Source organism: Burkholderiales bacterium (assembly GCA_035518095.1).
Lineage (GTDB): Bacteria > Pseudomonadota > Gammaproteobacteria > Burkholderiales > JAHFRG01 > JAHFRG01.
In genome coordinates, this window is the sequence record DATIXX010000017.1 from 1 (window position 1) to 24,619 (window position 24,619).

The 24,619-nt window shown below is 55.5% G+C and carries 22 protein-coding genes and 1 tRNA gene; 6 read left to right on the forward strand and 17 right to left on the reverse strand.

All coding sequences use genetic code 11. The features are described from left to right. Positions 1–421, forward strand: a 421-nt coding sequence (locus VLV32_03560) for a zinc finger domain-containing protein (protein HUL40970.1), incomplete at its 5' end; no start/stop codon positions are given. Further along, the gene (lspA, locus tag VLV32_03565) at positions 390–884 is read left to right on the forward strand and encodes a signal peptidase II (GenBank protein HUL40971.1); all 495 of its coding nucleotides are present in this window, start codon (positions 390–392) and stop codon (positions 882–884) included. The genes VLV32_03560 and lspA, both read left to right, overlap by 32 nt. 117 nt (positions 885–1,001) lie before the next feature. Here lspA and VLV32_03570 read toward each other — a convergent pair whose 3' ends face one another. The 6 genes from VLV32_03570 to VLV32_03595 are packed head-to-tail and all read right to left on the reverse strand — an operon-like array spanning position 1,002 to position 8,914. Next, positions 1,002–5,546: a PilC/PilY family type IV pilus protein gene (locus VLV32_03570; GenBank protein HUL40972.1), complete on the reverse strand. Its 4,545-nt coding sequence runs from the start codon at positions 5,544–5,546 to the stop codon at positions 1,002–1,004. A 55-nt stretch (positions 5,547–5,601) separates the two neighbouring features. Next, a complete protein-coding gene (locus tag VLV32_03575; protein ID HUL40973.1) occupies positions 5,602–6,195 on the reverse strand; it encodes a hypothetical protein in 594 nt (197 codons plus the stop codon). Between the two features lie 2 nt (positions 6,196–6,197). Further along, entirely contained in the window at positions 6,198–7,319 is a 1,122-nt protein-coding gene (locus tag VLV32_03580) for a PilW family protein (GenBank protein ID HUL40974.1), read from the reverse strand. A 42-nt stretch (positions 7,320–7,361) separates the two neighbouring features. After that, positions 7,362–7,832, reverse strand: a complete 471-nt coding sequence (gene pilV, locus VLV32_03585; protein HUL40975.1) for a type IV pilus modification protein PilV — start codon at positions 7,830–7,832, stop codon at positions 7,362–7,364. A 24-nt stretch (positions 7,833–7,856) separates the two neighbouring features. Continuing rightward, on the reverse strand, positions 7,857–8,453 hold the full coding sequence (locus VLV32_03590) for a GspH/FimT family pseudopilin (GenBank protein ID HUL40976.1): 597 nt from the start codon (positions 8,451–8,453) through the stop codon (positions 7,857–7,859). Next, positions 8,447–8,914 (reverse strand): type IV pilin protein, encoded by a 468-nt coding sequence (locus VLV32_03595; GenBank protein ID HUL40977.1) that lies wholly within the window; start codon positions 8,912–8,914, stop codon positions 8,447–8,449. Before VLV32_03595 ends, VLV32_03590 begins: the two co-directional genes overlap by 7 nt. 384 nt (positions 8,915–9,298) lie before the next feature. Between VLV32_03595 and VLV32_03600 the strand changes: the two genes are divergently transcribed. Next, positions 9,299–10,144: a glutaredoxin family protein gene (locus VLV32_03600; protein HUL40978.1), complete on the forward strand. Its 846-nt coding sequence runs from the start codon at positions 9,299–9,301 to the stop codon at positions 10,142–10,144. A 260-nt stretch (positions 10,145–10,404) separates the two neighbouring features. On the opposite strand, the gene VLV32_03605 is transcribed toward VLV32_03600, so the two are convergent. From VLV32_03605 to VLV32_03625, 5 genes are all read right to left on the reverse strand, one after another. Then, a complete protein-coding gene (locus VLV32_03605; protein ID HUL40979.1) occupies positions 10,405–10,851 on the reverse strand; it encodes a type IV pilin protein in 447 nt (148 codons plus the stop codon). A gap of 308 nt (positions 10,852–11,159) precedes the next feature. Next, positions 11,160–11,759, reverse strand: a complete 600-nt coding sequence (locus VLV32_03610) for a pilus assembly protein (protein HUL40980.1) — start codon at positions 11,757–11,759, stop codon at positions 11,160–11,162. Positions 11,760–11,786: 27 nt separating this feature from the next. Further along, a complete protein-coding gene (locus VLV32_03615; protein HUL40981.1) occupies positions 11,787–12,623 on the reverse strand; it encodes a PilW family protein in 837 nt (278 codons plus the stop codon). Continuing rightward, positions 12,620–13,162 carry a type IV pilus modification protein PilV gene (gene pilV, locus VLV32_03620; GenBank protein ID HUL40982.1) on the reverse strand — a complete coding sequence of 181 codons (543 nt, stop codon included), beginning with the start codon at positions 13,160–13,162 and terminating at the stop codon, positions 12,620–12,622. The genes VLV32_03615 and pilV (VLV32_03620) overlap by 4 nt, the downstream gene beginning before the upstream one ends. Positions 13,163–13,170: 8 nt before the next feature. Beyond that, positions 13,171–13,707, reverse strand: coding sequence for a GspH/FimT family pseudopilin (locus tag VLV32_03625; GenBank protein HUL40983.1), 537 nt, complete (start codon positions 13,705–13,707; stop codon positions 13,171–13,173). 142 nt (positions 13,708–13,849) lie between these two features. On the opposite strand from VLV32_03625, the gene thiO reads away from it, so the two are divergent. The 3 genes from thiO (at position 13,850) to VLV32_03640 (ending at position 15,508) form a co-directional block, all read left to right on the forward strand. Further along, the gene (gene thiO, locus VLV32_03630) at positions 13,850–14,926 is read left to right on the forward strand and encodes a glycine oxidase ThiO (protein ID HUL40984.1); all 1,077 of its coding nucleotides are present in this window, start codon (positions 13,850–13,852) and stop codon (positions 14,924–14,926) included. Between the two features lie 47 nt (positions 14,927–14,973). Continuing rightward, a complete protein-coding gene (locus VLV32_03635; GenBank protein HUL40985.1) occupies positions 14,974–15,399 on the forward strand; it encodes a Fur family transcriptional regulator in 426 nt (141 codons plus the stop codon). Positions 15,400–15,432: 33 nt separating this feature from the next. Continuing rightward, positions 15,433–15,508 (forward strand) — tRNA-Thr (locus VLV32_03640). 216 nt (positions 15,509–15,724) lie between these two features. Here VLV32_03640 and VLV32_03645 read toward each other — a convergent pair. From VLV32_03645 to VLV32_03670, 6 genes are all read right to left on the reverse strand, one after another. Continuing rightward, the gene (locus VLV32_03645; GenBank protein HUL40986.1) at positions 15,725–16,483 is read right to left on the reverse strand and encodes a peptidylprolyl isomerase; all 759 of its coding nucleotides are present in this window, start codon (positions 16,481–16,483) and stop codon (positions 15,725–15,727) included. A 15-nt stretch (positions 16,484–16,498) separates the two neighbouring features. Then, positions 16,499–17,182, reverse strand: a complete 684-nt coding sequence (gene narI, locus VLV32_03650; protein HUL40987.1) for a respiratory nitrate reductase subunit gamma — start codon at positions 17,180–17,182, stop codon at positions 16,499–16,501. Positions 17,183–17,184: 2 nt separating this feature from the next. Then, the gene (narJ, locus tag VLV32_03655; protein ID HUL40988.1) at positions 17,185–17,877 is read right to left on the reverse strand and encodes a nitrate reductase molybdenum cofactor assembly chaperone; all 693 of its coding nucleotides are present in this window, start codon (positions 17,875–17,877) and stop codon (positions 17,185–17,187) included. After that, positions 17,874–19,394 carry a nitrate reductase subunit beta gene (narH, locus tag VLV32_03660; protein ID HUL40989.1) on the reverse strand — a complete coding sequence of 507 codons (1,521 nt, stop codon included), beginning with the start codon at positions 19,392–19,394 and terminating at the stop codon, positions 17,874–17,876. The genes narJ and narH overlap by 4 nt, the downstream gene beginning before the upstream one ends. Positions 19,395–19,414: 20 nt before the next feature. After that, on the reverse strand, positions 19,415–23,155 hold the full coding sequence (locus VLV32_03665) for a nitrate reductase subunit alpha (protein HUL40990.1): 3,741 nt from the start codon (positions 23,153–23,155) through the stop codon (positions 19,415–19,417). Positions 23,156–23,217: 62 nt separating this feature from the next. Next, the gene (locus tag VLV32_03670) at positions 23,218–24,567 is read right to left on the reverse strand and encodes an MFS transporter (GenBank protein ID HUL40991.1); all 1,350 of its coding nucleotides are present in this window, start codon (positions 24,565–24,567) and stop codon (positions 23,218–23,220) included. Positions 24,568–24,619 lie beyond the last annotated feature (52 nt).

Genomic DNA, 24,619 nt, shown 5'->3' on the forward strand with positions numbered 1-24,619 from the left:
TCAGATCGACAAAATCGAAGAATTGCTTACCCGTTGGCAGCATATTAGAAAAGTGCGGCGTCATGTCCAGAAAAAGCTTGAGGAACTGCGGGTGGATGGGAAAATTGGTTCTTCACTTGCGGCGGAAGTGAAGCTATACACGAAGAATGAGGACGTGCACAGACAGTTAACGTATTTTGGCAACGATCTCAGGTTTATTTTTATCACTTCGCAGGCCGCGTCGTTTCACGATACTCACCCTGAAGCCGAAGACATGAAATTTGAAGACTTGCAAATCAGGGCCATTCCCAGTCCGCACCGCAAATGTGAACGCTGCTGGCATTACCGCGCCGACGTGGGAGCGGAAGCGAGATATCCGGAAATTTGCGGGCGTTGTGTGAGTAACCTCTATGGCAGCGGAGAAGCTCGACACTTCGCGTAACTGGCCGCGCTGGTTGTTGATTAGCGGGCTGGTGATTGTGCTTGATCAACTGACAAAATACTGGGCCGGCCAGTCGCTTGTTTCAGGTGAAAGCATGCCGGTCACTTCTTTTTTCAACCTGACACTCATTTATAACACCGGCGCAGCGTTCAGCTTCTTAAGCCGGGCTTCAGGCTGGCAGCGCGGCTTGTTTATCTTGATAGCGGCATTCGCATCATTGCTTATCGTCCATCTCATAATGCGCTATCACAGGCAAAAGCTCTTCAGTCTCGGACTGAGCTTGATCCTGGGTGGCGCGTTGGGAAACCTGTGGGACCGCATCGCGCTTGGACATGTAGTGGATTTCCTGGATTTCTACGTTCAGACCTTTCATTGGCCGGCATTCAATCTCGCCGATTCGGCGATCACCTGCGGTGCGGCGTTCCTCATCTGGGACAGCTTTAGCCGCCACTCAGCAAAGTAAGATTGAGAAAACTAAAGACCGGTGCAATGCCTGGCCCGGTGCAATGAGAAACCTAAAAGCAAACATGGGCGCGTACCCGCGCCCATGTTTCATCTGCTGAGAGACTCTAGCTGGAGATCAAGGGATTATCTCGCGCCAGAAGATCCGCTTTCCTCCAACGGGTGGTGACAACGGAGGCAGCGGGAAGATCTGCACTACACCCTGGGTGTTGATGATCTGCTCCAGTTTGCCCGCCACTTGAATAATAACGGGCCGCGTTGCCAGGGCAAATGTTATTAACGAACCCGATACACCATTGACGGATGTCGCAAGCGGGCCGCCGGTCGTATAGTCAAGGAAGTAACGATAGCTCTTGCCGCCGAGGTCGCACGCGTTGGTATCCGGAGCGTTGGTGACAAAACTCAGTATTCCGAGAACCAGCGACGGATCGGTGTTGCTGCGCTCGCCCGGAGACACGCCGCCCGGATTGAAATCGATGTACCAGCCGATTTTGCTGGTGAAGTCAACCGCATTGGCGGTGGTAAACCGGTCCGTTTCCTGAGTCGTGGGATCCACCGCTTCGGTGAGCGTCTGCTGAACCATGTTCGGGTTGCCGTGAACCACACCCCAGCCGGTAAAGGGCCCTAAGGGATCCTTGATGGCGTAGAAGGATTGCTGACTGGTGTCGGAAACGTCACCGACGCCAAGGTAGCGGCCGGTCCCCACGTACACGATTTCGAAGGTATTGACGCCAGAGACCAAGACTTCACCCAGTTCCGGCTTGGTGGTGATGGGCTGAGAACCGCTGCCCTGGTTGCCGGCCGCAGTTCCCAGTATCGCCAGCAGCGTAGCCGCGTTGCCCGAGGTGGCCAAAGTGTTCGGCGAGGAAACACTGTCGAACCGCCACAGGTTGCCGTTAAGGTCGCCGCCGTAAATACGCAAAGACGTGTTATCGGTCTGGGTGTCATTGACGAAAGAATTGATCCGTGCCAAGCCGCTGGGCGTCGTTGCGTTGCCCGCGTTGATTGATCCGGGTATCAGCGTTGCGATTTTGTTCAGTATTTGGCCGGTGACCGCATCGATCACGTACAGATAGCCACCGCCGGTGCCGGGTACGATGTTGTTATAGCCGGAGGTAACGAGCACCACCCATTTACCGTCGGCGCGCTTAGTGATGATGGGGTTACCGAAACTCAGCCCGATATCGCAATCGCTGAAGATGGGCGCATTCAGTGCGCTCGTTACCGGATCCTGCGGCACGTTGCCGACAGCCGGAACGTTAACGCCGGCGGAAACGGTACAGGTCGCCGGGGACTTAAGCTCCCACAGCGCCTTGGGGCTGGCCGGGTTGGTAATGTCGAGAGCGTAGTAGCCTCTGCCACCGGCATTCAAGCCGCCCACAAGAATGGTGGCCCAAATTGCGCTGGGCGTGCCGCAGTTCGCGGTGCAGATGTCGCCGGAAGTAGGCGTTGCGTCGACAAAGTACATGTGATTGGACGAGTAATCAAATCTTGCCAGATTCCACATGTTGGGCATCACCATGGAAGGAATATAAGCCCACATTTCAACTCCGGTATTAGCATTCAGCGCGTGCAGCATGCCGTCGTTTGCCGCCACATATAGTGCCGCCTGACGCGAAGCTTGGGCACTCTGGAAAGCGGCATAACCCTGATCACCGTAGTTGAAAATCGGCGCGCGCACATACACTGCCTCGGCCGATACGATATCGCCCAATATATGTGGACGATGGCGGAACAGGGAATCGATGCCGCCATCCGGCGTGACCAGGGAGTTGACTGGAGTCTCATAGGCGCGCTGACCGCGCAGATAATTCACCAGCTTCTCGCCGCAGCTGGTGCTGTCGCCCGAATCGCACTGGGTTTGCTGCGTACTCGTTAGCACGCTCCATTGCGCCAGCAGTTGCCGCCCGCCCAACGTGCCGTTGAAATAGGCCTGCTCGTTGGGCAACAAATTTGCCCAAAGGAAATTCTTAAGGTTGCTCGATGCCGGGCTGGATCCGTAATCGAAGGTGTAAATGGTGCGCGAGTCGGCGGTTGCGCCCACCATGGTGTCAAGCTTCGCCTGCGCTGACCAATTGATCGTTGGGATGAGGAGGCCAGTCGCGGCGTCGATTTCCTGTTGTATCGTGTCGCCGTACCAATCGACCGTGGTGTAAGTGGAACTGAATACAAAGTTATCGCCAGGCACGATGTTCGGAGTACTGGTCGCGGCGGCGGACTCGTTACTGGTGCGCTGGGCCACCGAGGAAAAGGCCTGCAGCAAGCCGCCGGTAACGACCGCCGGGCTTCTGGCGCTGAAATACGTGCCGTGGCCATTAACCGCCGCATGCCACAAATCGTCAACCGCAGTGATCGCGTTAGCCGCCGGCACTGGCCAGTCCGGGCTCACCGTCCAGTTGCCGTTCGAGACACCGCTTACCACCGCGTTGTAATCAGGGCTGGTGCCCGAGGTGTCGTATCCAGGGTTCCATAGCAGAGTGCTGTCAAGCCCCAGTCCCATGGTGAATGTCACCATGTGCTGCGCAGTGTTGGGGTCTTTGGTGGTAGGCGGCACGTTATTCGCGGTCACGTCCAAACCCAGCGCTCCGGTCGCATTGAAACTGGGCGTGCGCAGGTCCGTGTTCCAATAATAGTAGGCGACATCCGCGAGCGTACCGCCACCGTCACCCCCTGAAGCGGCAAAGGCATCGAAAAACGGTCGCGCGACACCACTCTGTCCGTCTTGGTCGCCCATTGCGGTGCCGTTAAGCTTCACCCCGCCGCCGCCGTTCCAATAACCGTCTGTGATTAGGAAGGTGAGATTCTGCTGGCAGGAATATTGAATCGGGTCGTCGCTAATATAGGACGCAGCCGAGCTTTTCATGCCGGCGTAATAACGGCCAATGCGCGAGAGCGCTGTGCGCAACGGCGTGCTGTTGGCGGGGCTAATTGCGTACAATTTGGTGTACCACTGGTTTTTCTGACCGCCCACGGAGTTGTCAAAAGGCGCATCGGGGAGCCACTGGCTGCTGCCGCTGGCATTAATAGTATTAAAGCCAACGTTATAGTTTTGATTGAGGCCGTAAAAGGCAATACTGGCGGAAGACTTAACCATTTGGATGCGGGTACGGTAATAGGCATACCAGTTGGCGAAGTTGGTCATTTCCTCAGTGAAGGTACAGAAGTTGGCATTTGCGACGCAGTCGGTGCGGGTGCTGGCTTTCGGATAGGTGGTCGTTGTGGATACAATATTCGTGCGCGTGAAATACCCATAACGTGCTCGGCTAAAGCTGCCGGCATAGACACGATCGCAGCCGGTGGTGGAACCGTTGCCGGTGGCGCCGGGGGCACCGGGGCTCGCGTTTACCGCTGAGCTTGAAGCGCAGTATCTTACGGTCGCAGGGTAGCTGAAATTCCCGCTGGCGTTGGTTTCATTCACCGTGGACTGACAATTCGTCAGATTTTCATCCGCGCAATATTCGTTCGGCGATATGCTGTAGTAATACGGCGTACCCGAGAGCGTCACCTTTTGGCTATAGCGCCCTTGGGGAAACCCCTGCATCAGCGGTGGCACTGTGGTGCTGGTGCTGTAATTGCTGGGGGTACCGGGGCATAGAGAAGACCTTGCGATAAACTGCCCCGAATTGGAGCCGGTACCCTCGACTACGCTCAAATTGCTGAGCGCAGTGGTATAGGTAAAGGTATTTGGACTCGGAACTGAGGTTACAGTGGCACTGGCTACGTTGTAGCCGCCCGTCGAGGCGCCACTAATTTTTATCGTGTCTCCAACATTGCAGCCGTGAGCGATCGGAAACACCGCGGTCGCCGTGGTGCCTGCGCTGGACAGCTTGGTTATCGGAATGTTGCAGGCGGACGCTGCAGGTGTACCACCCGGCGCTGCGGGATTGCTCGCGCTGTTCCAGGTATAGGCAAAAGTATTGGCTGTTGGCGCTGGTGACGAAGCCACGGTGAACGTGCCGTTGAAGCCGGCGGTCCCGGCATTAACTATGGTCACGCTGTCTCCTGCCTGACAGTTATTGTTGTTCAACGTTACTGTGGTTGTGTTGGTCGTGCCGGACCGGCTGTTGGAAAGACTAACCGAAAAAGTAGCATTGGGCTGCAAATTGCGCCGGCAGTGCACTGTGTCGGTCGGCCCGCTTTGACTGCCGTCGCACCATACTTCCTCCGGGAAGCCGGTCAGAATATTTGCGGTACCTCCGGCATTGTTCGGGAAGGGATTAACTCTGACTGCGCTCCACAGAAAACTCCAAGTATTGTTATATGTCTGGTAATAGGCACTGAGACCGTTGTAGTCCTTCGGCAATCCGTAGGTAAGCGTGGGGTCGTAATAAATAAGGTTGAACTGCGTCGCAAGAAAAGGCGCACCGTACGTGCGGGTACCGCTTAGATTGCCATCATTACCGCCGGAATCGCAGGTGCTATCGCTGGAGCGGCACATATTCCTCGTGCCGTTGCCGACATTATCCGGCATAAAATCGCTCGTCATACTGCCGGAATCGTCAAGCAGGAACATGATATTCGGCTGCACGCTTGACGCCGGCGCCGTAAAGAGAGGCGTATTGGCAATACTGGTCGACGCCGCTTGCACCAAGCCACAGCTTCCAATCAGAGCGGCCGCGACGAGCCAAGCTTCTGTGCGCCTGCATAAGATGACGTGTTTCATGATCGACTCCTGTTTAACTGCAGTGACCAAGCGCTCCCTTTCGATCGCCGGCATGTCAGATCTGGATTAGCGTCTGCATGTAGGTCACTGTGTTCCTCGGACCCGTAACGCGGTTGGTGATTCGGTAGTAGTACTGGGGCGTGCCTGAAGGACCGATGACCCCCGCACCCTTGCTGCTGCCGCGGGGGGTGGCACCGGTCACGACCGTAGCCAGGCAAGTGTTTCCTGCGCCGCCCGGATCACCGGCTAGCTTGCAAAGGCGGTGTACGACGTAGGAGACCTGATTCCCGGCTGCATCTGCGGGAAGGGCAACGGCGGAGCCCGTCCAGTCATACTGGTCCCAAGGGACTTCAGTGCCCTGTCCGACAGTAGGGGTGGATGAGTAATAACCGTTGGCGGCGCTGTTATTCCATAGGGCACCGGCGGTCTGGGCTACCAGCCACGTACGCGCCGTCTCAACCGCAGAATCTCCCGAGAGCGTGGCGCCCTGCTTGAAAGCGAGGTTGCCCGCGATTTGATTTACGGTATCCACTGAACGGATCAGCGCGATGCCCGCCAAGGTCATGGCCACAAGAACGATAAGTGCGATAAAGAGCACGACACCTTGCTGGCGGCGAAAATAGTGCAGTTTATTTACGGATGTTTTCATCTCTACGCTCCCCAAATAATGTTACGCAAAGGGACCACGGTTTCGAATACCTTATACCGGTAGCAGTGCGGCAAGCTGCCGCCAGGTCCGCTGCCCGGGCCGTTGTCTGGCGGCAACCACATGCCGACATCCCCGGGCGGATTAGTTCCACTCCAGGTCGGCGCAACTGTGGTTGCGGTGCATTTGCCGGTAACCGAGTCAGGCTTTTCACGCTGGGCACTGCGTGCCAGTATGGCAATGCGCAACGCGATTATCTGCTGCCACTGGGCGGTCGTGCCCGCACCCGCGGGTGGGAGCACCGCGGGGGTGACAGTGTCCCAAGCGTCTACAATGTCATCACCCGGTACGTAGCCGGCGTGTATTCCCGTATCCTTGCCGTACTGCACTTGCAAATTGACGATTTCACCGGCCTCAAGATAAGTGGTGGTGCCGTTGGAACCGACCGTGGTGAGCAGTAGATTGTTATTAACGGTGTCGATGCTGTAAGTGTGGTGCGCCATGGCACCAAAGTCGAAAACACTGGCGTTAATGTCATACCCAGATGCCGGAAATATGGCGCTGGTGTTCCAAGGACTGCTTGAAGCGTGATTGAAGACTGTGCTGCTTGGAACCGTGGTGACTTGGGCGAGCGTGCAGTTTCTTCCAGACTCGTAATAGACCACTAGATCATTAGGTGCCACCGTCAACGTACTGCCAATTGTGGATTGCGCGTCGCCATTCAGATTTGGATAAGCGAGTGTCTGCGGCAAAGCGGTCATGGCGTTCGTGCTGTAGAGGACGCGCAGAGTATCTGGCAGTGCAAAGCCCGAGGCATCGACACCGCCGTCGGTGATGATTACCGGGGAGAGAATCAGCGCGCCGGGATTTGTAATGCTGCCATTGAATGAAGTATTGACACTGCACCCGAGTGCCGCAAGGTTTATGCCGTAGCCTGCTTGGCGCGCATCGCGCTCAATCGTGTAAAGCGCGATGTTGCCATTGGTCTGAGCATCCGCGCCGCTGGTGGTAGTGCGTCTTTGTCCTTCCGCCAGCGCGAAAATCTGCATGATAATAATCACGCCAAGCAAGCCGATGACCATGCCGACCAGGATCTCCACCATTGAAAAACCCTTGTTAGAAAACATCCGAACAACTCCTTTGCGATTCATGATCAAACCGGCCACTAACTAATTGATGTAAGTCGTGGCCATGTAATTGTGATAACTCGCGTCCTGTGTTCGCTTCCAGCACACCACTACCATAACCTGGTTATTGTTGGCGGCGTTAATGATGATTTGCTGATTCGCCGCCGCCGCGCCGGGCAACGTATTTGCCACTCGTGTGATCCAGGCAGCAACGTTCACGTTGGCCGAGGGGGCAGAAACCGGATTGCAGGTCGGCGGGGCCGCAGCCGTTACAGCTGGCGTAGGATTGTGCGAATACGTGGCAAGATTAGGTCGGTCGACCCACATTTGCCCGATAATCTGATTGGTCAAATAGCTCGCATCAGCCCGGTATTTGGCATCGCTCTGATTCTTGATCGCTGTCGCCTGCAGGCCGACCAGAGCGAGGATGCCGATAGAAAAGATCAAAATGCCGACCAGGGCTTCCAGCAACATGACACCGGATTGCGTACACTTTGGCGACATCGAATTCATACGGGCTCCTTGATCTGGATTCAGTCAGCAGGCGCGAGTATCGCCGGACCCGCTGGGAATTGCCGGGTCACACATGCGAATCTGACCACCTGTTTGCACCACAATATTCAGGCAGCGCATCGGCCCGCTATTGCCATAACAGGCGCCGCCCGTGGGATTGGTCACCTGTATAACGTCGGCTGAGCCGAGGTCGGTCTGGCCCAAGGCGGTAAACACGATAGCCGGGTTGGCCGCGTTAACCGCGACATTGGGTGTATTAAAGTTGCCGCCGCCCTGCACGAAATCGGCTGCAGTATAAACGCCCGTGGATTGGTAATTCATCACGACCCAATTAACGCCGCTAGCATCGCCGGTATTACCAGCAGCCAGAGCGGGCAGCGTGGCAGCATTGGGCGTGCTGTTGGTAAGCATGAACTGTATACGAGCGTTGCGCTTTACCGCCTCGCCGCGGGCGATCTGCAGGCCATTACTAATGGATTCGGATGCGGTGCGGATTTGAGTGTTCTGCATCCAGCTGAATACCTCCGGCAGTCCCAGCACGAGCAGAATGCCAACGACTGCGATGGTGATCATCACCTCAAGAAGGGTAAAGCCGGCAAGCAGTTTTATTTGAATCAGCATGAGCCGCCTTTTCGTCTCACCCAGCAATTGGCGTTTCCCGTCCAGCCGGCGGCGGCCGCAGGAGTACCGGCGGTAATAGTGGTCGCCATATTATTGGATTGATCAACGGTGAAGACGAACCCGTTCATTGATTGGTCGCCACCGGCGATGCCGCCGGTTGCGGTAAGGAGGTAGTTCTGGTTCCCCCCGGGATTAGTGCAGGTAAAGGTGAAGTATTTGACGGCAGGGCTCGCCGGCATTGTGACGCCGCAAGCAGTGGCGGTGGAATTCTCGTAGTTGCGATTATCCTGATACCATTGCTCCATCTTGACCCGCAAATTCGCGAGGTTCGAAACAGCCTCGGGAATTTTGCCTCGGGTGATGTAATCTCGGTACGAAGGCAACGCAATCGTCGCGAGTATCGCCACGACAATGACCACTGTCATGAGTTCGATTAGAGTGAGACCATTCTGAGTTTTCATGCAAGTCCCCTTTTCTCGTGAGTGAATCTTAGGAGGCCAATACCGGTGAAATCAAATAAGTCCGATAAATGGTCACTTTGTGCGGATAAACGGCAAAATGTGCCGATATTTTTACGGCGTAACGGATATGAATGTGAATTTCGTCACGAACTTTAGAACGTGATTTTTATCACAGAAAAGTAATGTGATTCGTGTCACAAATAATCGAATGTAAATTTATTTCGCAAGAGTTTCGCTGCGATCTGTACCAGTATGACTAGGGGCCCGACCACTGGCAATGTGCGACACCGAGCTACCGCAGATCGTGCGATTTTGCATTTATAGGATACAGATTTCTTGCTATGCTATGAATAGGTGGGATTCCCAGTTGAGCAGGACTCCGCAATGAGAACATGGTTTTTTATGGCTCTGCTGTTGCTGCTGCCGATTAAAGTGGCCGGAGCAGCACAAATGTATCGCTGGGTCGATTCGGACGGCAATGTTTTCTATAGTGATCAGCTTCCTCCCGTCAGCGCCAGGGATATCGAGCAAAAAAGAATTTCGACCGATATTGCCGATGATGACGGAATGAACTACGTGCTGCGGCAGGCGGTAAGGAATTTTCCTGTGACCTTGTACAACAGTAATTGCGGTGAAATTTGCACCAAGGCGAGCGCGTTGCTCACGAAACGCGGTGTTCCGTTCAGCGAGAAAAATCCGGTGCAGCAGCCGGCTGATTCTGCGGCACTGAAGGCGCTCGTCGGCAGCTTGGAGGTACCGGTTCTGAAAGTTGGCGATACGGTATTGAAGGGATTTAAGGAGGACGAGTGGAACGACGCATTGGATGCGGCCGGTTATCCTAAAACGTCGCAACTTCGTCCCCCGCATGGTGTGAGTTCCACCTTGGCGACAGCGCAGAAAGGTGAAAAATTGGCAGACCCGCAAGCGGCGGCCAAGAATTTTCCGGTAACCTTGTATAGTTTCGATTGTGGCGAGTTATGCAACAAGGCCAAGGCGCTACTCGCCGGTCGCCAGGTGCCATTCGCCGAAGAGAACGCGCAGGACCCGGCCACTCAAGAAAAATTGCAGAGCCTGATCGGACCCAATCTGGTGATCCCAACGATTACGGTGGGGCCGGATGTTATGAAGGGTTTCGATGAAGCAATGTGGAACAAGGCTCTCGATACAGCGGGATACCCGAAGGCTAATCAGTCGCCTGACTCCGGATCGGCTGCCGTTGAGAGCAAATAATTCGCCACGGCATTTTCTTGACTGCGGCTGTTCGTTTTCGCCAAGCGTGTGTTATTCCTTAGTGCTTGGCGCAATGTGCCGAGCCAATTAAAACTCCATTTGCAGCACTAGAAGCAACACGAGGGGCCTTTGTTTATTTGTTCGAAAGAAAACCATAACTGACGGACAGAAGCCGCTGTGGCCGGCTTGACCTGCGCGAAATGCCTCCGCTCAGCCTAGCTTGTGGCAACGCCCAATGCGGTGCGTCCCGTAAGACGTCGTTAGTGCCAGCAGGTGGCGACAGTACCAGCTCCGGAACCCTTAGCGCCCGTGTTGGTTAGTGTCAGGGCGCCGCATGCCGTGTCATTAAAATTCGGTGTCGCTGTTAGAGTAAATGCAGTGTAGGGTCCAGGAGCGGCAGGGGTCAGGGTCAACGTAATAGCGTAGGCGGCATTGGTTGCGTTATCGCCTGAAAAACTGTTAATGCCGGCTGCGGCTAAAGTCCCATACTGGTTATTTGCAGTGTAATAACGCTCCTCGATCTGTGCCGCCTGCATGAGCGATGCTTTTCCTTCCGCCCGTTTTCCCTTGATGACTTCGTTCGTATATACGGAAAACGCGATCATCGCGAGTATGCCTATAATCACAACTACAATCATCAGCTCGATCAAAGTAAAACCGCGAGCGTGATTCCATTTGCTGTTCATTTGCATGGGCATCAGGTTCATGATCTATCTGCTCCGCCGGCGAAGCCGGATTAAGTTTAAAAACGCAGTCTCACATCGACTGCTGGTGCCCGTTGTGGTGTAGCGGACACTGGCGTTGATGGTTACTGCCTGAAGACTTTGCGCCGTGCGCGCATCTTGAGCGGTCCGGCGCAGAGCGTACGGCAGCCGCGAACATGCATAACTGCCGGCAAAAATTGCGATTTGGTTTCATTTTTGTACTCCATACCATTCCCGGATTAATGCTTTCCGCACCTTGATATTTCCCGCACGTCGAAAGGTAGCAGGTTTCCGGACGTAGCCAATTTTTCTTAGTGCGACCACTGCACCTCCTCTTGGAGGATCACTTTGGTCGTGGGTGTCGGGCCGTAGCCAACCGATGTAATCCGGTAGATGTACCAAGGGCTTTGGAACCCAAGATATTCGATGAGATAGCGAGGCTGCTTGGATACCCCTCCGCTGGGCAAAGTAGTTGTTCCAGCAATGCCCTCGGTGTTTTGAGTCGATATCGGAAACAGGGTCGCATTGGTGTAGGTCCCGTAACGTACGCTTATGGTGGTGTCTTCCAGGTGCGAGGGCGTTCCATCCCATACTTGTGGCACAGCGGTTGCGGGTTGGCATAATCCAACAGTCGCTCCGGCGCCCGAGCAGTTGCCGGCACCCATGGTGAATTCGGTGAACGTAATCGCCGTGGCGCGCGGGGCTGCCCCAGTATTTTGCAAATCCGCTTCCGCGTCGCGTAACGCCGCTTCTGCGGCCTGGAACGCGATGTTGGTCTCGCGGGAATTGCGCGCCATGCGCTCTTCCAACGCACTACCAATCATGCTTGTTATCCCGATCAACGTAAGAATCACCAGAAACAACATGGCCATGAGAAGAGCCGCGCCTTGCTGCCTGGAATAATTTGTCATTTGACAGTCTTTCACGCCACGCCTCCGTTATTGCAACCTGTTGCGCACACCGATAGTTGTTGAAAAAAAGTGTCTGATCCTTTTGTCCGCGGGAGCAGTGAACTGCGCCCCAAGATCGGTCGCATAATTCGGATAATCCACTCCGAAATGCTGATAGGTATTGCCATCAACCGCGACGCCGACCTGATTGTAAGTCCGCATGAGTAGCGAAATACGCAGCACAACCACATTGTTCTTGTTCACGACGCTACTGACCGGCACGTAATAATTTGGATCGCCGTCCGCGTCCGTGTCCTCCCCCCAGAGTATCTGCATGCTTTCTACCCCGGGTATTAGTACCGTGCCGTTTTGCGTACCATCATCCGTGTTGTCGCAAAACAACGAGGGTTCATTATTATTCGCGGGATCGGGGGCGATGTAGAACTGATTGTAGGATATCGTGTTCAGAGGCACGCCATTTCCAAGGCAGTCAACCACACTGCCGTCGGCAGTTCCCGGAACACCCAATTTGTCGCTTCCGGCGAAGCGCACAATAAGGGAGTCGCTGCCGTTTGCCGTGCCTGCATCGGTGCCATCGAGAGTTGGGTTGGCAAACACCGCGGTGCTGCCGTTTCCCTTGTAACCCGCCATGCGGATCGCCCGGCTCATGGTCTCAAGGGCGAAACGCGCGTCTTCCTGCATGCGCGACAGATCGTCCTGCGTCTTGTAGGCCTCCCTGTTGCTGAGGAGAACCTGGCCGACTGCCACCGCCAGGATCAACCCGATCAGCAGGGCAATCATGATTTCAATCAGCGAGAAACCTTGCTCGCTTCGAATTCCGGAACTCGATTTCAGGTCTATCTTCATGGTTGGATTTCTTTTCATGGCGTAAAGACTGAAACGAATATCGCACTTGGAGTGCCGCTACGGCTGTCGTCCCACCAGATCTTGATAACGTAGGAATCCGCTGGAGGGCCCGGGTTATTCGTGCAGTAAGTAGCCGGAGCGGCGCCCCCGGAAGTTGGCGGCGTCGGGTTACTCAGTACCGATGTTCTACACACGTGACCTTGACCGAGCGGCAGCACGGTTGCCAGCTTCTGATCCCACAAGTACAGGTCCATCTGCGCCATTTGTTGAGTGGTGCAACCGGCGGTAGTCAGACAATTCGTTGTTTTCACCCCGCCTACTACGGGGTTGTCGTAATAGCCGAGGCCCACGGCGGTTTTGTTTGCGCGCAGATTGTCGGCCATTTCGCGCGCGAGTTGAGTCGCGATGGTCTGATATGTTCCGCTATGCGCGTTGCGAAGACTGACCAATTGCATCCCCGCAAATGCTAGAAAGCCGAACGCGATCACGATGATCGCAATCAAGACTTCGAGCAGCGTGAAACCCTGCATATGACGGAGCGGAACATTATTATTCATGGCGATTCCTATGGACAGGTGTAGCTTGCGGAACTAGCCCTGCCGACGTTGGAAAGCGTTATGCGCCGACCCGTGGTGATTCCGGGACGATCGTCGCAGATATCCAAATTACCTACACTGCTAACCGGCACTCCACTGGGACGGTATCTGATCACGTACGTGGTGCCGCCCCAGGCACCGCCTGTGGCGCTCAGGGTGGCGGTGCCAGAAAGCGAGTCCCTGACCCGCAGAATGGTGTCGCCTGCATTGAATGTGCCGCTTTCGTCGGCATCCACATAAACGAGCCGACCAACTCCCCAATTACTACCGGATACAGCGCAGCTGGTTCCGTTGGAACTAATGCAGACGGCGACTTGAGTGCCCAGCGTGGCGGCCTGGCTGCGCGCGAACGCAAGGTCCGCGAGGACATCGCTTGAAACCGTCCTAATGCGATTGTCTTTAATCGAATTGGTAAATGAGGGAAGCGCAAATGCGCCGACCATCCCAAGGATAGCCACGCCGATCATTAGCTCAATTAGGTTAAAACCCGCTTGATAATTTTTCATAGTGAAAATTAAAATCCCCTTTCAACTGAGCTAATCATAGAGGACTCGTTTCGGTGAAAGCAAACGCAACTGATAAATGGTGTTTTTGTTAGAATAAACGGCATTCTAACTAAAAGGGGTGTGCGACCTGTCACAAGATTTTGTGGTCATTGGAGCAGGAATTATTGGCCTTGCAACAGCGTTGGAACTCGCCAAGCGCGGCGGCAAAGTCACGGTCTTGGAACGGGCGATAGTGGGAGCTGAATCTTCATGGGCAGGCGGCGGCATCCTGTGTGCTTTGCCTCCGTGGAAATATGCGCCCGCGGTGACGCGCCTCACCATGTGGAGCGAGCAGCTATTCCCGAGCTGGGTTGACGAGATCAATTCTGCGACAGGAATTGATCCTGAGTATTACCGCAGCGGCTTGCTTATGCTTCCAGAGTTCGACCGGGATGGAGCTAGAAACTGGTGCCGTGAGCATCTGGTTGAATGTGTACCCGTGCAGTCCACCGACGTTTCCCCCCGTATTTCGCTGGAGGCGGGTGCACTGTGGCTGCCGCAGGTGGCGCAAGTGCGCAATCCACGGCTGATTAAAGCTCTGCGGCGCCGACTTGCGATGGCCAAGGTCAAAGTCATTGAAAACTGCGAGGTCAGCGCGTGGAAAATTTCCCGGCAGCGCCTGGTAGGGGTCGTGACGCCGCGTGGCGAGTTTTCTGCCGCGGGCTATATAGTTTGCGGGGGCGCGTGGAGCAAGCACATTGTTGGTAATTTTACTTTGAACCTTGATATCAAACCGGTGCGCGGGCAAATGCTGCTGCTTAGGACTCAACCCGGTTTTCTCACCAGCATCGTGTTGCAGAATGACAACTATTTCATACCGCGGAAAGATGGCCACATACTGCTGGGCAGCACGGTAGAGCATGTCGGCTTCGACAACAGCGTCACCGACGAGGCGAAAAATCAATTACTGGCCTGGTCTGCGAAACTTTTCCCGCAGCTCAATGAAAGTCTGCTGGTGAGACATTGGGCCGGCTTGCGGCCCGGCTCGCCGGAAAACATTCCCACGATAGATCGTCACCCGCAGTTTGATGACCTATACATTAATAGCGGGCATTTCCGCTACGGCGTGACCATGGCCCCAGGGAGTGCGCGCTTGTTGGTAAACCTAGTGCAGGGGGTATCACAACCGATCGACTGCGGCCCATATGCCTGGCCTCAGGCCTCAAGCGAGATGCATTAGCTTGACCGGATTAGACAAAGTCCAAACCATATATTAGAATTAAGCCTATGAAACAGCAGATATATACGCGCGAGAACATGGCCGCGTTATTACGTAGCCATGGCATAAACCCGACTCACCAGCGGATAGAAATTGCGCATGCCCTGTTTTCGCGGCAACAGCACCTGTCTGCCGACGAGATCCTGGGTATTGTCAATTCCCGACACCCCGAAACGTCCAGGGCCACGGTATACAACACGTTGAACCTTTTTCTGGGAAAAAAATTGGTCCGTGAAGTGATCGTTAACCCGAACAAAGTGTTTTACGATCCAAATACCAGCAATCACCATCACTTTTACAATGTGGATACGGGTTCCCTCACCGATATCGACGCTTCCAACATCAGCGTATCCGGTCTACCCTCTCTACCGCAAGGCACAGAATCGGAAGGCGTTGACATCATCATCCGCATCCGGTCGCAAGCAGCTTCTTAATTTCGGCTCTCGTTGTATAATTTACGCCGAGTTGCTGTTGTAGCTCAGCTGGTAGAGCAACTGATTCGTAATCAGTAGGTCGGTGGTTCGAGTCCACTCAACAGCACCAAATGATCGATGTGCTACTGATTGAAGGTCGGGTTGTATCTCGAAAATTAAATCCTCGGCGATTAACAACGCGATTAGAGTAGAGAGTTAGGCAAAGAGCCTAATGTGGACCCCTAGGAATATAACATTCGCTCACAGCCCTACTCAGGCAAAATTTCTTGGTCTTAAATGTACGCGGTCGCACTGCAATCGAGTTTTCCCGCTTGCGTGCAAATTGCTATTGCAGCAGTGGTGATTCAGCAGCTGCGAGATCAATGCCGGTAATTCGCGCCTTACCGGCCAGAATGCGCAAATATTGCTGGATCGCCTTTTTTCTCACGCGATCAACCAGGAATTCAGCGATGCCGTGTTTGACCATTTCGAACGGCAGCTTGCGGCCTTCGATGCGACGCGCGATCCGCACAATGTGGAAGCCGTAACGCGTCTTGACCAGCCGCGGCAATACGCCGACAGCGGAGGTGTCGAACAGGGCAGCTTCAAACTCGGAAACCGTATCACCCCGACGTACTTGCCCGAGATTTCCTCCTTGCGCACCGGATGGACAATTTGAACAATTTGCTGCCAATTCGGCGAAGCGCCCGGGTTCGGCTACCAGTATCCTGAGGGTTTCTTCGGCCTTCGCGCGAATCGCGTTGAATGGCGCATTGGAAGTGACGGCAAACAGAATATGCGAGGCCTCTAGAATGTCGCCGCTGCGGAAGCGCGAGGAATGGGATTCATAGTACTTGCGGCATTCTGCTTCGCTTGGAACCGGCACGTGGACCTCACGTGCCAGCAACTCCTCGATCGCCGCATCATCGCTCGCCTCATCCCGTCCTGCGGCAAGCCCTGTCTCTCGCGCGCGCTGTAACAACAGTTCCTTGATTGCAAGCGCCCGGCACGCGTCCTCATAAGGAAATGCGCTATCGAAGTGAAACCGCGTTTCGTCCGCGATGGTCGCCTCCGGAATTTCCACATCGTTAACGCTGATTGGCATAGCCTGTCTGCGGCCTTACTTGCTGCGCACCACCTGGTAGGCGCGAGTCACGTAGCCCAGTGCGGCAAATCCGCTCCAAACGTGAACCAGACGGGAAAATGGGAACAGCAGGAATAATGTCATGCCGAAAAACAAATGAATCTTGTAGATCAGCGGGGCCGGAACAAGCACCGCTGCCGCACCTGCGTGAAACGTGACGATGTGTTGCGCCCATTGGCTCAGCAAGAGCATCACGCTGCCGTCCAGATGGCGGCTCGAGACGAATATGCTAACCAAACCAAGCAGCAGCGTGGCCAGTATCCAGAACAGGACCACAAAGTCCATGATGTTGCTGGTTGCGCGGAGGCGCGGCTCGCCCAGCCGCCGGTGGATGAGCAGCAGTAATCCAACCAGACACATTAACCCCGCGATACCACCGGAGATCATCGCCAGCAACTGTTTTGCCTGGGCGGTTATCAGGACCTCGTACACCGAGTGCGGAGTCAGCAGACCGACCAGGTGGCCGAAGAAAAGGAACAGTATCCCGATATGGAACAAATTGCTTCCCCATCGCAACTGGCCGCGCCGGAGCAATTGGCTGGATTCGCTTCTCCAGGTGTACTGCTCACGGTCAAAGCGAACCAGACTGCCGAGCAGAAATATCGCCAGGCAGATGTACGGATAGATGCCGTACAGGAATCCTTGGAGGTAAGCACTCATGGTCACGCCTCGTTCGTGTTGTCCGCTTCTCGCGAAGGCCGTTTTGGATAGAAATGGATCACGCTTTGGTCCTGCCCAGGTTGCGCGCCGCCGCCGAGAAAGGTCACAGGCTCCTCAATCCAGGTACGATCCAGCGCTTCCGGCGACGTATCATCGGTCACGGTTGTATCCATTAGCAGTTTCTCGGGCCGGCGTTCACCCGCGATCCTGAGCAGCGCGACGATCAACGCCGCGTAGCTGCTGTATCGCTTGGAAAGGGTCGCACCGATAACCTGCAGTATGTGAGAGATATCGCCTAGCTTCTCACGCACCTCGTCCTGCGCACACGTCGCCAGAAATTCCAAATAGACCGGCAGATAATCAGGCAGCTGGTTCGTGTCAAGCATGAGACCGCGAGAGGCGTACAGTTCTCGCAGATCGACCATCGCCTGCCCGCGGTCGCGCGATTCGCCGTGCACATGTTCGAACAGGTTGAGCGAAGTCGACCGGCCACGGTCAAACAGCTCGACGAAAGCTTCCTGCGCGTCAAGCAGGTCTGCATCGCGCAGCCGAGAGATGAGAGCGGAAATTGCGTCGAAATCGGCTGCAATTGCTCTGTCTTCGGCAAGCACTTGTTCAATTTCATCCAATGCGCCAACGAGCTCCGCATCCGGGTATTCAAGTAGCGCGGCAATCGCTTTCAGCGTACGATTCATGGCGCCGCTCTAATCGGAATAGTTTTCTTCTTGCCGCCGAACAGACTCGCGGTCGACCGCCCGTCCGAGCAACCGTTGCCAAAGGAGAAGCCGCAGCCGCCGCGCAGGTCGAAAGCGTTTTCTGCATACTCGCGGTGGGTCGTAGGAATCACGAATCGGTCTTCGTAGTTGGCAATCGCCAAATACCGGTACATTTCCTCGACCTGCGCCATGCTCATGCCCACCTGCGTCAAAACTTCCATGTTTTGACGTTTTTCAACGTGGCGCTCGCGCATGAAAGCGCGCATCGCGAGCATGCGCTCAAGAGCGCTCGCCACAGGCTTTTCATCCCCCGCGGTGAGCAGGTTGGCGAGATATTTAAGCGGAATGCGCAGCGATTTCACGTCGGGGAGCACGCCGTTCCCGTCAAGCTGCCCGCTCGCCGCCGCGGAATTTATGGGGGACAGGGGCGGTACGTACCATACCATCGGCAGCGTGCGGTACTCGGGGTGCAGCGGAAAAGCGATTTTCCAGTCCATCACCAACTTATAGACGGGAGATGCTTGCGCCGCCTTGAGCCAAGCTTCAGGTACACCATCCTTGCGTGCCTGCTCGATCACCGACGCCGAAAACGGATCCATGAACAGATCAAGCTGCGCATGATATAAGTTCTTCTCCTCGGCAACACTTGCCGCCTGTTCGATGCGGTCGGCGTCGAACAGGAGCACGCCGAGATAGCGAATGCGGCCGACACAGGTCTCCGAGCATACAGTGGGTTGTCCGGCCTCGATGCGCGGGTAGCAGAAAATGCATTTTTCTGCCTTGCCGGTCTGCCAGTTGTAATAAATCTTCTTGTAGGGGCAGCCCGATACACACATGCGCCAGCCACGGCACTTATCTTGGTCGATCAGCACAATGCCGTCCTCTTCGCGTTTATAAATCGATCCCGATGGGCAGGCCGCAACACATGACGGATTGAGGCAATGCTCGCAGAGGCGCGGCAGATACATCATAAAGGTGTTTTCGAACTGGCCGTAGATATCCTTTTGCACCTCATCGAAGTTGTAATCGCGGCTGCGCTTATCGAATTCGCCGCCAAGTATTTCTTCCCAGTTCGGCCCCCATTCAATTTTGTCCATGCGTTGGCCGGTGATTAGCGACACCGGACGCGCGACCGGTGCGGCCCGCGACTCAGGCGCGGTGTGCAGGTGCTCGTAGTCGAAAGTAAACGGCTCGTAGTAATCGTCGATTTCCGGCAAGTCGGGATTGGCAAAGAGGTTGGCCAACACGCGCCATTTGCCGCCGATGCGCGGTTCGATGCGGCCATTTGCCTTGCGTCGCCAGCCGCCATTCCAGCGCTCCTGGTTTTCCCAGTCTTTCGGGTAGCCGATTCCGGGCTTCGTCTCGACGTTGTTGAACCAGGCGTATTCCATGCCTTCACGGGACGTCCATACGTTCTTGCACGTTACCGAGCACGTATGGCAGCCGATGCACTTGTCGAGATTCAGCACCATGCCGATCTGCGCGCGAATTTTCATCCCAGTTTCCCTCGATTCATTTACACTTCCGCCTTAACCGGCACTGGCTCTGCCGCAGAATCGAGCCAGTCGACCTTGTTCATTTTGCGGACAATTATAAATTCGTCGCGATTTGAGCCGACCGTGCCGTAATAATTGAAACCGTAAGCTAGCTGCGCGTATCCGCCGATCATGTGAGTGGGCTTCGGGCAAGTCCGCGTCACGGAATTATGGATGCCACCGCGCGCATGAGTGATCTCGCTGCCGGGCACGTTGACTATTTTTTCCTGCGCGTGGTACATCAGAACCATCCCCTGCGGCACGCGTTGACTCACTACCGCACGCGCGGTAAGCGCACCGTTCAGGTTATAGGCTTCGATCCAGTCGTTGTCGACAATGCCTGCAGTGCGCGCATCAACCTCGCTTATCCAAACGATCGGTCCGCCACGCGATAAAGTGAGCATGATGAGATTATCGGTGTAAGTGGAATGTATGCCCCATTTCTGATGCGGCGTGATGAAATTAAGCACGACCTCTGGATTGCCGTTGGAGAGCTTGCCGAGCAGAGGCTTCACCGTTTTGGTGTCGATCGGGGGCTTGTATACGCACAGTGCCTCGCCAAACGCACGCATCCACGGATGATCCTGATAGAGTTGCTGGCGACCTGTCAGGGTGCGCCATGGGATCATCTCATGCACGTTGGTGTATCCGGAGTTGTAGCTCACCTGCTCGGATTCGATTCCGCTCCATGTCGGCGAAGAAATGATTTTGCGCGGTTGCGCAACCAGATCGCGGAAACGGATCTTGTCGTCCTGGCGCGGCCGGGCAAGATGTGTGTGCTCGCGACCTGTCAGTTCGGACAGCGCCGCCCATGCCTTTACTGCGACCTCGCCATTGGTTTCCGGCGCAAGCGACAAAATCACCTCCGCGGCGTCAATGTCGGTTTCGATTCTCGGCAACCCTTGCGTAACTCCGGGCTCGGTCACCGTATGATTTAAACTGGCGAGCAGGCCTACCTCCTGTTCAGTGTTCCACGCGATGCCTTTTCCGCCATTCCCGACTTTGCTCATCAGCGGACCGAGTGCCGTAAACTTCTTATAGGTATTCGGATAATCCCGTTCCAGCACGACGATGTTGGGCATGGTCTTACCTGGTAGCGGTTCGCAATCGCCTTTTTTCCAGTCCTTGACTTCGAACGGCTGAGCGAGTTCGTTCGGCGTATCGTGCAGCGTCGGCACCAGAACAACGTCACGTTCGACGCCCAAATGTCCCGCAGCAAGTTCCGAGAATTTCGCGGCGATGCCCTTGTAAATATCCCAGTCACTGCGTGCCTGCCACACTGGGTCCACGGCCGCGGAAAGCGGATGGATAAACGGGTGCATATCGGAGGTATTGAGATCGTTCTTTTCGTACCAAGTCGCAGTCGGCAGCACGATGTCGGAATAGAGGCACGTGGTCGACATGCGAAAGTCCAGTGTCACCAGCAGATCGAGCTTGCCCTCCGGCGCCGGGTCGCGCCACGTCACGTCTCGAGGCTTTTCTCCGCCGACTTCGCCCAGATCCTTGCCCTGTACGCCATGCTGGGTCCCGAGCAGATGCTTAAGGAAATACTCATGCCCCTTGCCGGACGAGCCGAGCAAATTGGAACGCCAGACGAACAGGTTGCGCGGAAAGTTAATCGGATTGTCCGGATCGTCGCACGCGAGCTTAAGCTTCCCGCTTTTGAGTTGCGCCACCAGATACTCCTTGATTTCGGTGCCGGACGTTGCCGCATCCTTCGCAACATGTAGCGGGTTCGCTTGCAACTGGGGCGCGGAGGGCAGCCAGCCCATGCGCTCTGCACGCACATTGAAATCGATGAGGCTGCCGGCGTAATCCCCGGTATTCGCCAGCGGCGAAAGTATTTCCGATACCGACAACTGTTCATAACGCCACTGGTCGGTATGCGCGTAAAAGAACGAGGTGCTATTGATCTGGCGCGGCGGGCGGTGCCAATCCAACGCAAACGCGAGCGCAGTCCAGCCGGTTTGGGGCCTCAGTTTTTCCTGCCCGACATAATGTGCCCACCCACCGCCCGACTGCCCGACGCAGCCGCACATCACCAGCATATTAATAATGGCGCGGTAATTCATGTCCATGTGGTACCAATGGTTCATCGCTGCGCCGATTATCACCATGGATTTGCCCTGCGTTTTGTCGGCGTTATCCGCGAACTGGCGTGCGATCGCGATCACCTGCTCGCGCTTGACCCCGGTGATGCGCTCCTGCCAAGCCGGCGTATACGGAACGTCGTCGTCGTAGGACTGGGCGACATTAGTGCCACCCAGACCGCGGTCAAGTCCGTAGTTCGCGGCGAGCAAATCAAACACGGTCGCCACGTAATGTTCGCCATCCGCAAGCACAAGCTTCTTCACTGCCACGTTGCGTTTCAGTATCTCGTCATGAGCGCTTGCCGTAAAATGCTCGTGCGCTTTGCCGCCAAAATAAGGAAATGCGACCGGTACCAGTTCGTCGTGCTCGTCAAGTAGCGTCAATCGCAACTTTATAGAATTGCCGGCGGCATCTTTCTCCTCCAGGTTCCACTTTCCCTTTTCGCCCCAGCGGTATCCGACACTGCCGCGCGGCGACACGGGATTGCCTGACAACTCGTCGAACCCGACGGTCTTCCACTCTGCATTGTTGGTCTGGCCCAGACGGTCGGTAAAATCGGCGGCGCGAAGCAGGCGCTCGGGCACCCAGGCGTCGCCGTGCTTCACCAAGCGCACCAGCATCGGCATGTCGCTGTAGCGGCGGCAATAGTCCTCGAAATAGGCGCTCTTTCGCGCAAGGTGATACTCCTTAAAAATCACGTGTCCCATGGCCATCGCCAGCGCCGCGTCGGTGCCTTGCTTGGGATGCAGCCATAAATCGCACAGCTTGGCGACTTCTGAATAATCGGGTGTCACGGCAACAGTCTTGGCTCCCTTGTAACGCACCTCGGTAAAGAAGTGGGCGTCCGGTGTGCGTGTCTGCGGCACGTTTGATCCCCAAGCGATAATAAATGTCGAGTTATACCAGTCGGCCGATTCCGGAACATCGGTCTGCTCACCCCATGTCTGCGGTGAAGACGGCGGCAAATCGCAATACCAGTCATAGAAGCTCATGCAAACGCCGCCGATTAGCGACAGGTAGCGGCTGCCCGCCGCGTACGACACCATCGACATCGCCGGAATTGGCGAGAACCCGATCACGCGGTCCGGGCCATATTTCTTCACCGTGTAGACATTGGCCGCCGCAATGATTTCGTTGATCTCGTCCCATGACGATCGCACAAAGCCGCCGAGTCCGCGCACCGACTGATAAGACTTGAGTTTTTGCGCATCTTCAACGATTGAAGCCCAGGCCTCGACCGGCTGCAAGCTCTCGCGCGCCGCACGCCACAATCTAAGCAGCCGGCCGCGCACCATGGGATATTTCAGACGGTTGCCGCTGTACAAATACCAGGAATAGCTTGCGCCACGCGAGCAGCCGCGCGGCTCGTGGTTCGGCATATCAGGGCGCGTACGCGGATAATCGGTCTGCTGCGTTTCCCAAGTAACGATGCCGCCCTTGACGTAGATCTTCCAGCTGCATGAACCGGTGCAGTTGGTACCATGAGTAGATCTGACAATCTTGTCGTGCTGCCAGCGCTTTCGGTAACTCTCTTCCCAAGTTCGGTCTTCGTTGGTAACCACTCCGTGGTTGCCCGAGAAAGAACTTTGCTCCTTGGTGAAGAACATCAGTCGATCGAGAAGATGACTCATCCTTGTCTCTCTTTAATGGGTGTAGTCTCGCACCACAATCACATTCGCATAGCGACGGCCTCTCAGTTTCTTGTCGCAACAGAAGCCTTGGCACCGGAAGGCGCTACAAACCTGGATTCAGATTTGATGAATCCGTATGACACAGCTATCGCCGCTGCCGCCAGCACCACGTAGACAAAAAAGCCGTTCGCATACCCTTTGGGGCCCAGAATATCGACAAAACCGCCCAGGACTGGTGGGATCACAAATCCGCCGAGTGCCCCGAGACCCCCCACCCAGCCCGCCGCGCCGCCCACTGCGTCAGGAACGTATTTGGGTACCATCTTGAATACCGCCGCGTTGCCGATTCCCATTCCGACGGCAATGAGAAGCTCGCCTGCTAGGTTCACGGCAAACTGCGTGGATACCGTCAGCAGAATTGCGCCCACTAAAACAACCGCAAATGCTGCTATCGCGACGCGCTCGCCACCTTTGGACTCTGAAATTATTCCTCCGTACACTCGAATGATCGCAGCCAACAGGGAGAAGCCGACCCCGCCCAGAACCCCGGCCATCTTCACGCTCATATGGTGCAAGTTGATCCAATAGCTGGGAAACCAGGCGGTAAGAGCGAGAAAACCACCGAAAGAAATGAAATACAGGAATACCAGGCCCCAGGTACGTTGCTCCTCGGCCGCAATCCACAATGCATGCCACACTGATTCTTTTGGAAACAATTCTTGGCCGCACTGACGAGCCACGTCCTTCGCCTCCTCTACCGGGATTCCCTTTTTACGCAGCTGGAAAAAATAGGCGTCCTTGGCGAGCCAGGCGTAAATGATCGTTCCGGCCAGTAGAAAAATGAACCAGGCGAGATAAGAACCGGTTATACCCCATCCCGCGATCGCAAAAGGAAGCAGCAACGTGAAGATTCCCGGGGCGAGGTTACCGATGCCGCCATATGTCCCAAGCATGGTGCCTTGGCGGTTCTGAGGGAACCAGTAGGAAACCTGCGGAATGCCCACAGAAAACGATGCGACGCCACAGCCGCTCATGAACCCGAACAGCAGAATCAACGGATACACAGCGATTGTCATATCGCTAACGCTGTACAGAATGTATACGAGTCCCCACATACCGACCAAGGACGCGCCGAATAAACTCAGCATTGGCAATCGACCGCCCCCTTTGTCCACCCACGCGCCAAAAGGTATGCGCAGAAGCGAACCCGTCAACTGCGGTGCTGCGACGAGCAACCCAAGCAGAATCCCTGAGATATGCATCGAGCTTTGAAAATAATGTGCCGCCGGACCGTAAAGCGCGACTGCAGCGAAACCAATGAAAAACCCCCACGTGGCCATAATGAGTCCGTGTTTCGGTGTGGCCTGCAACCCGTAACGTTCCCTCAGTACCTCAATATTCGTGGACGCCATTTGCCACCTCGCGTTTGTGTAGCCGCCATATCGGCAGGGCTAAAGTTCCAGG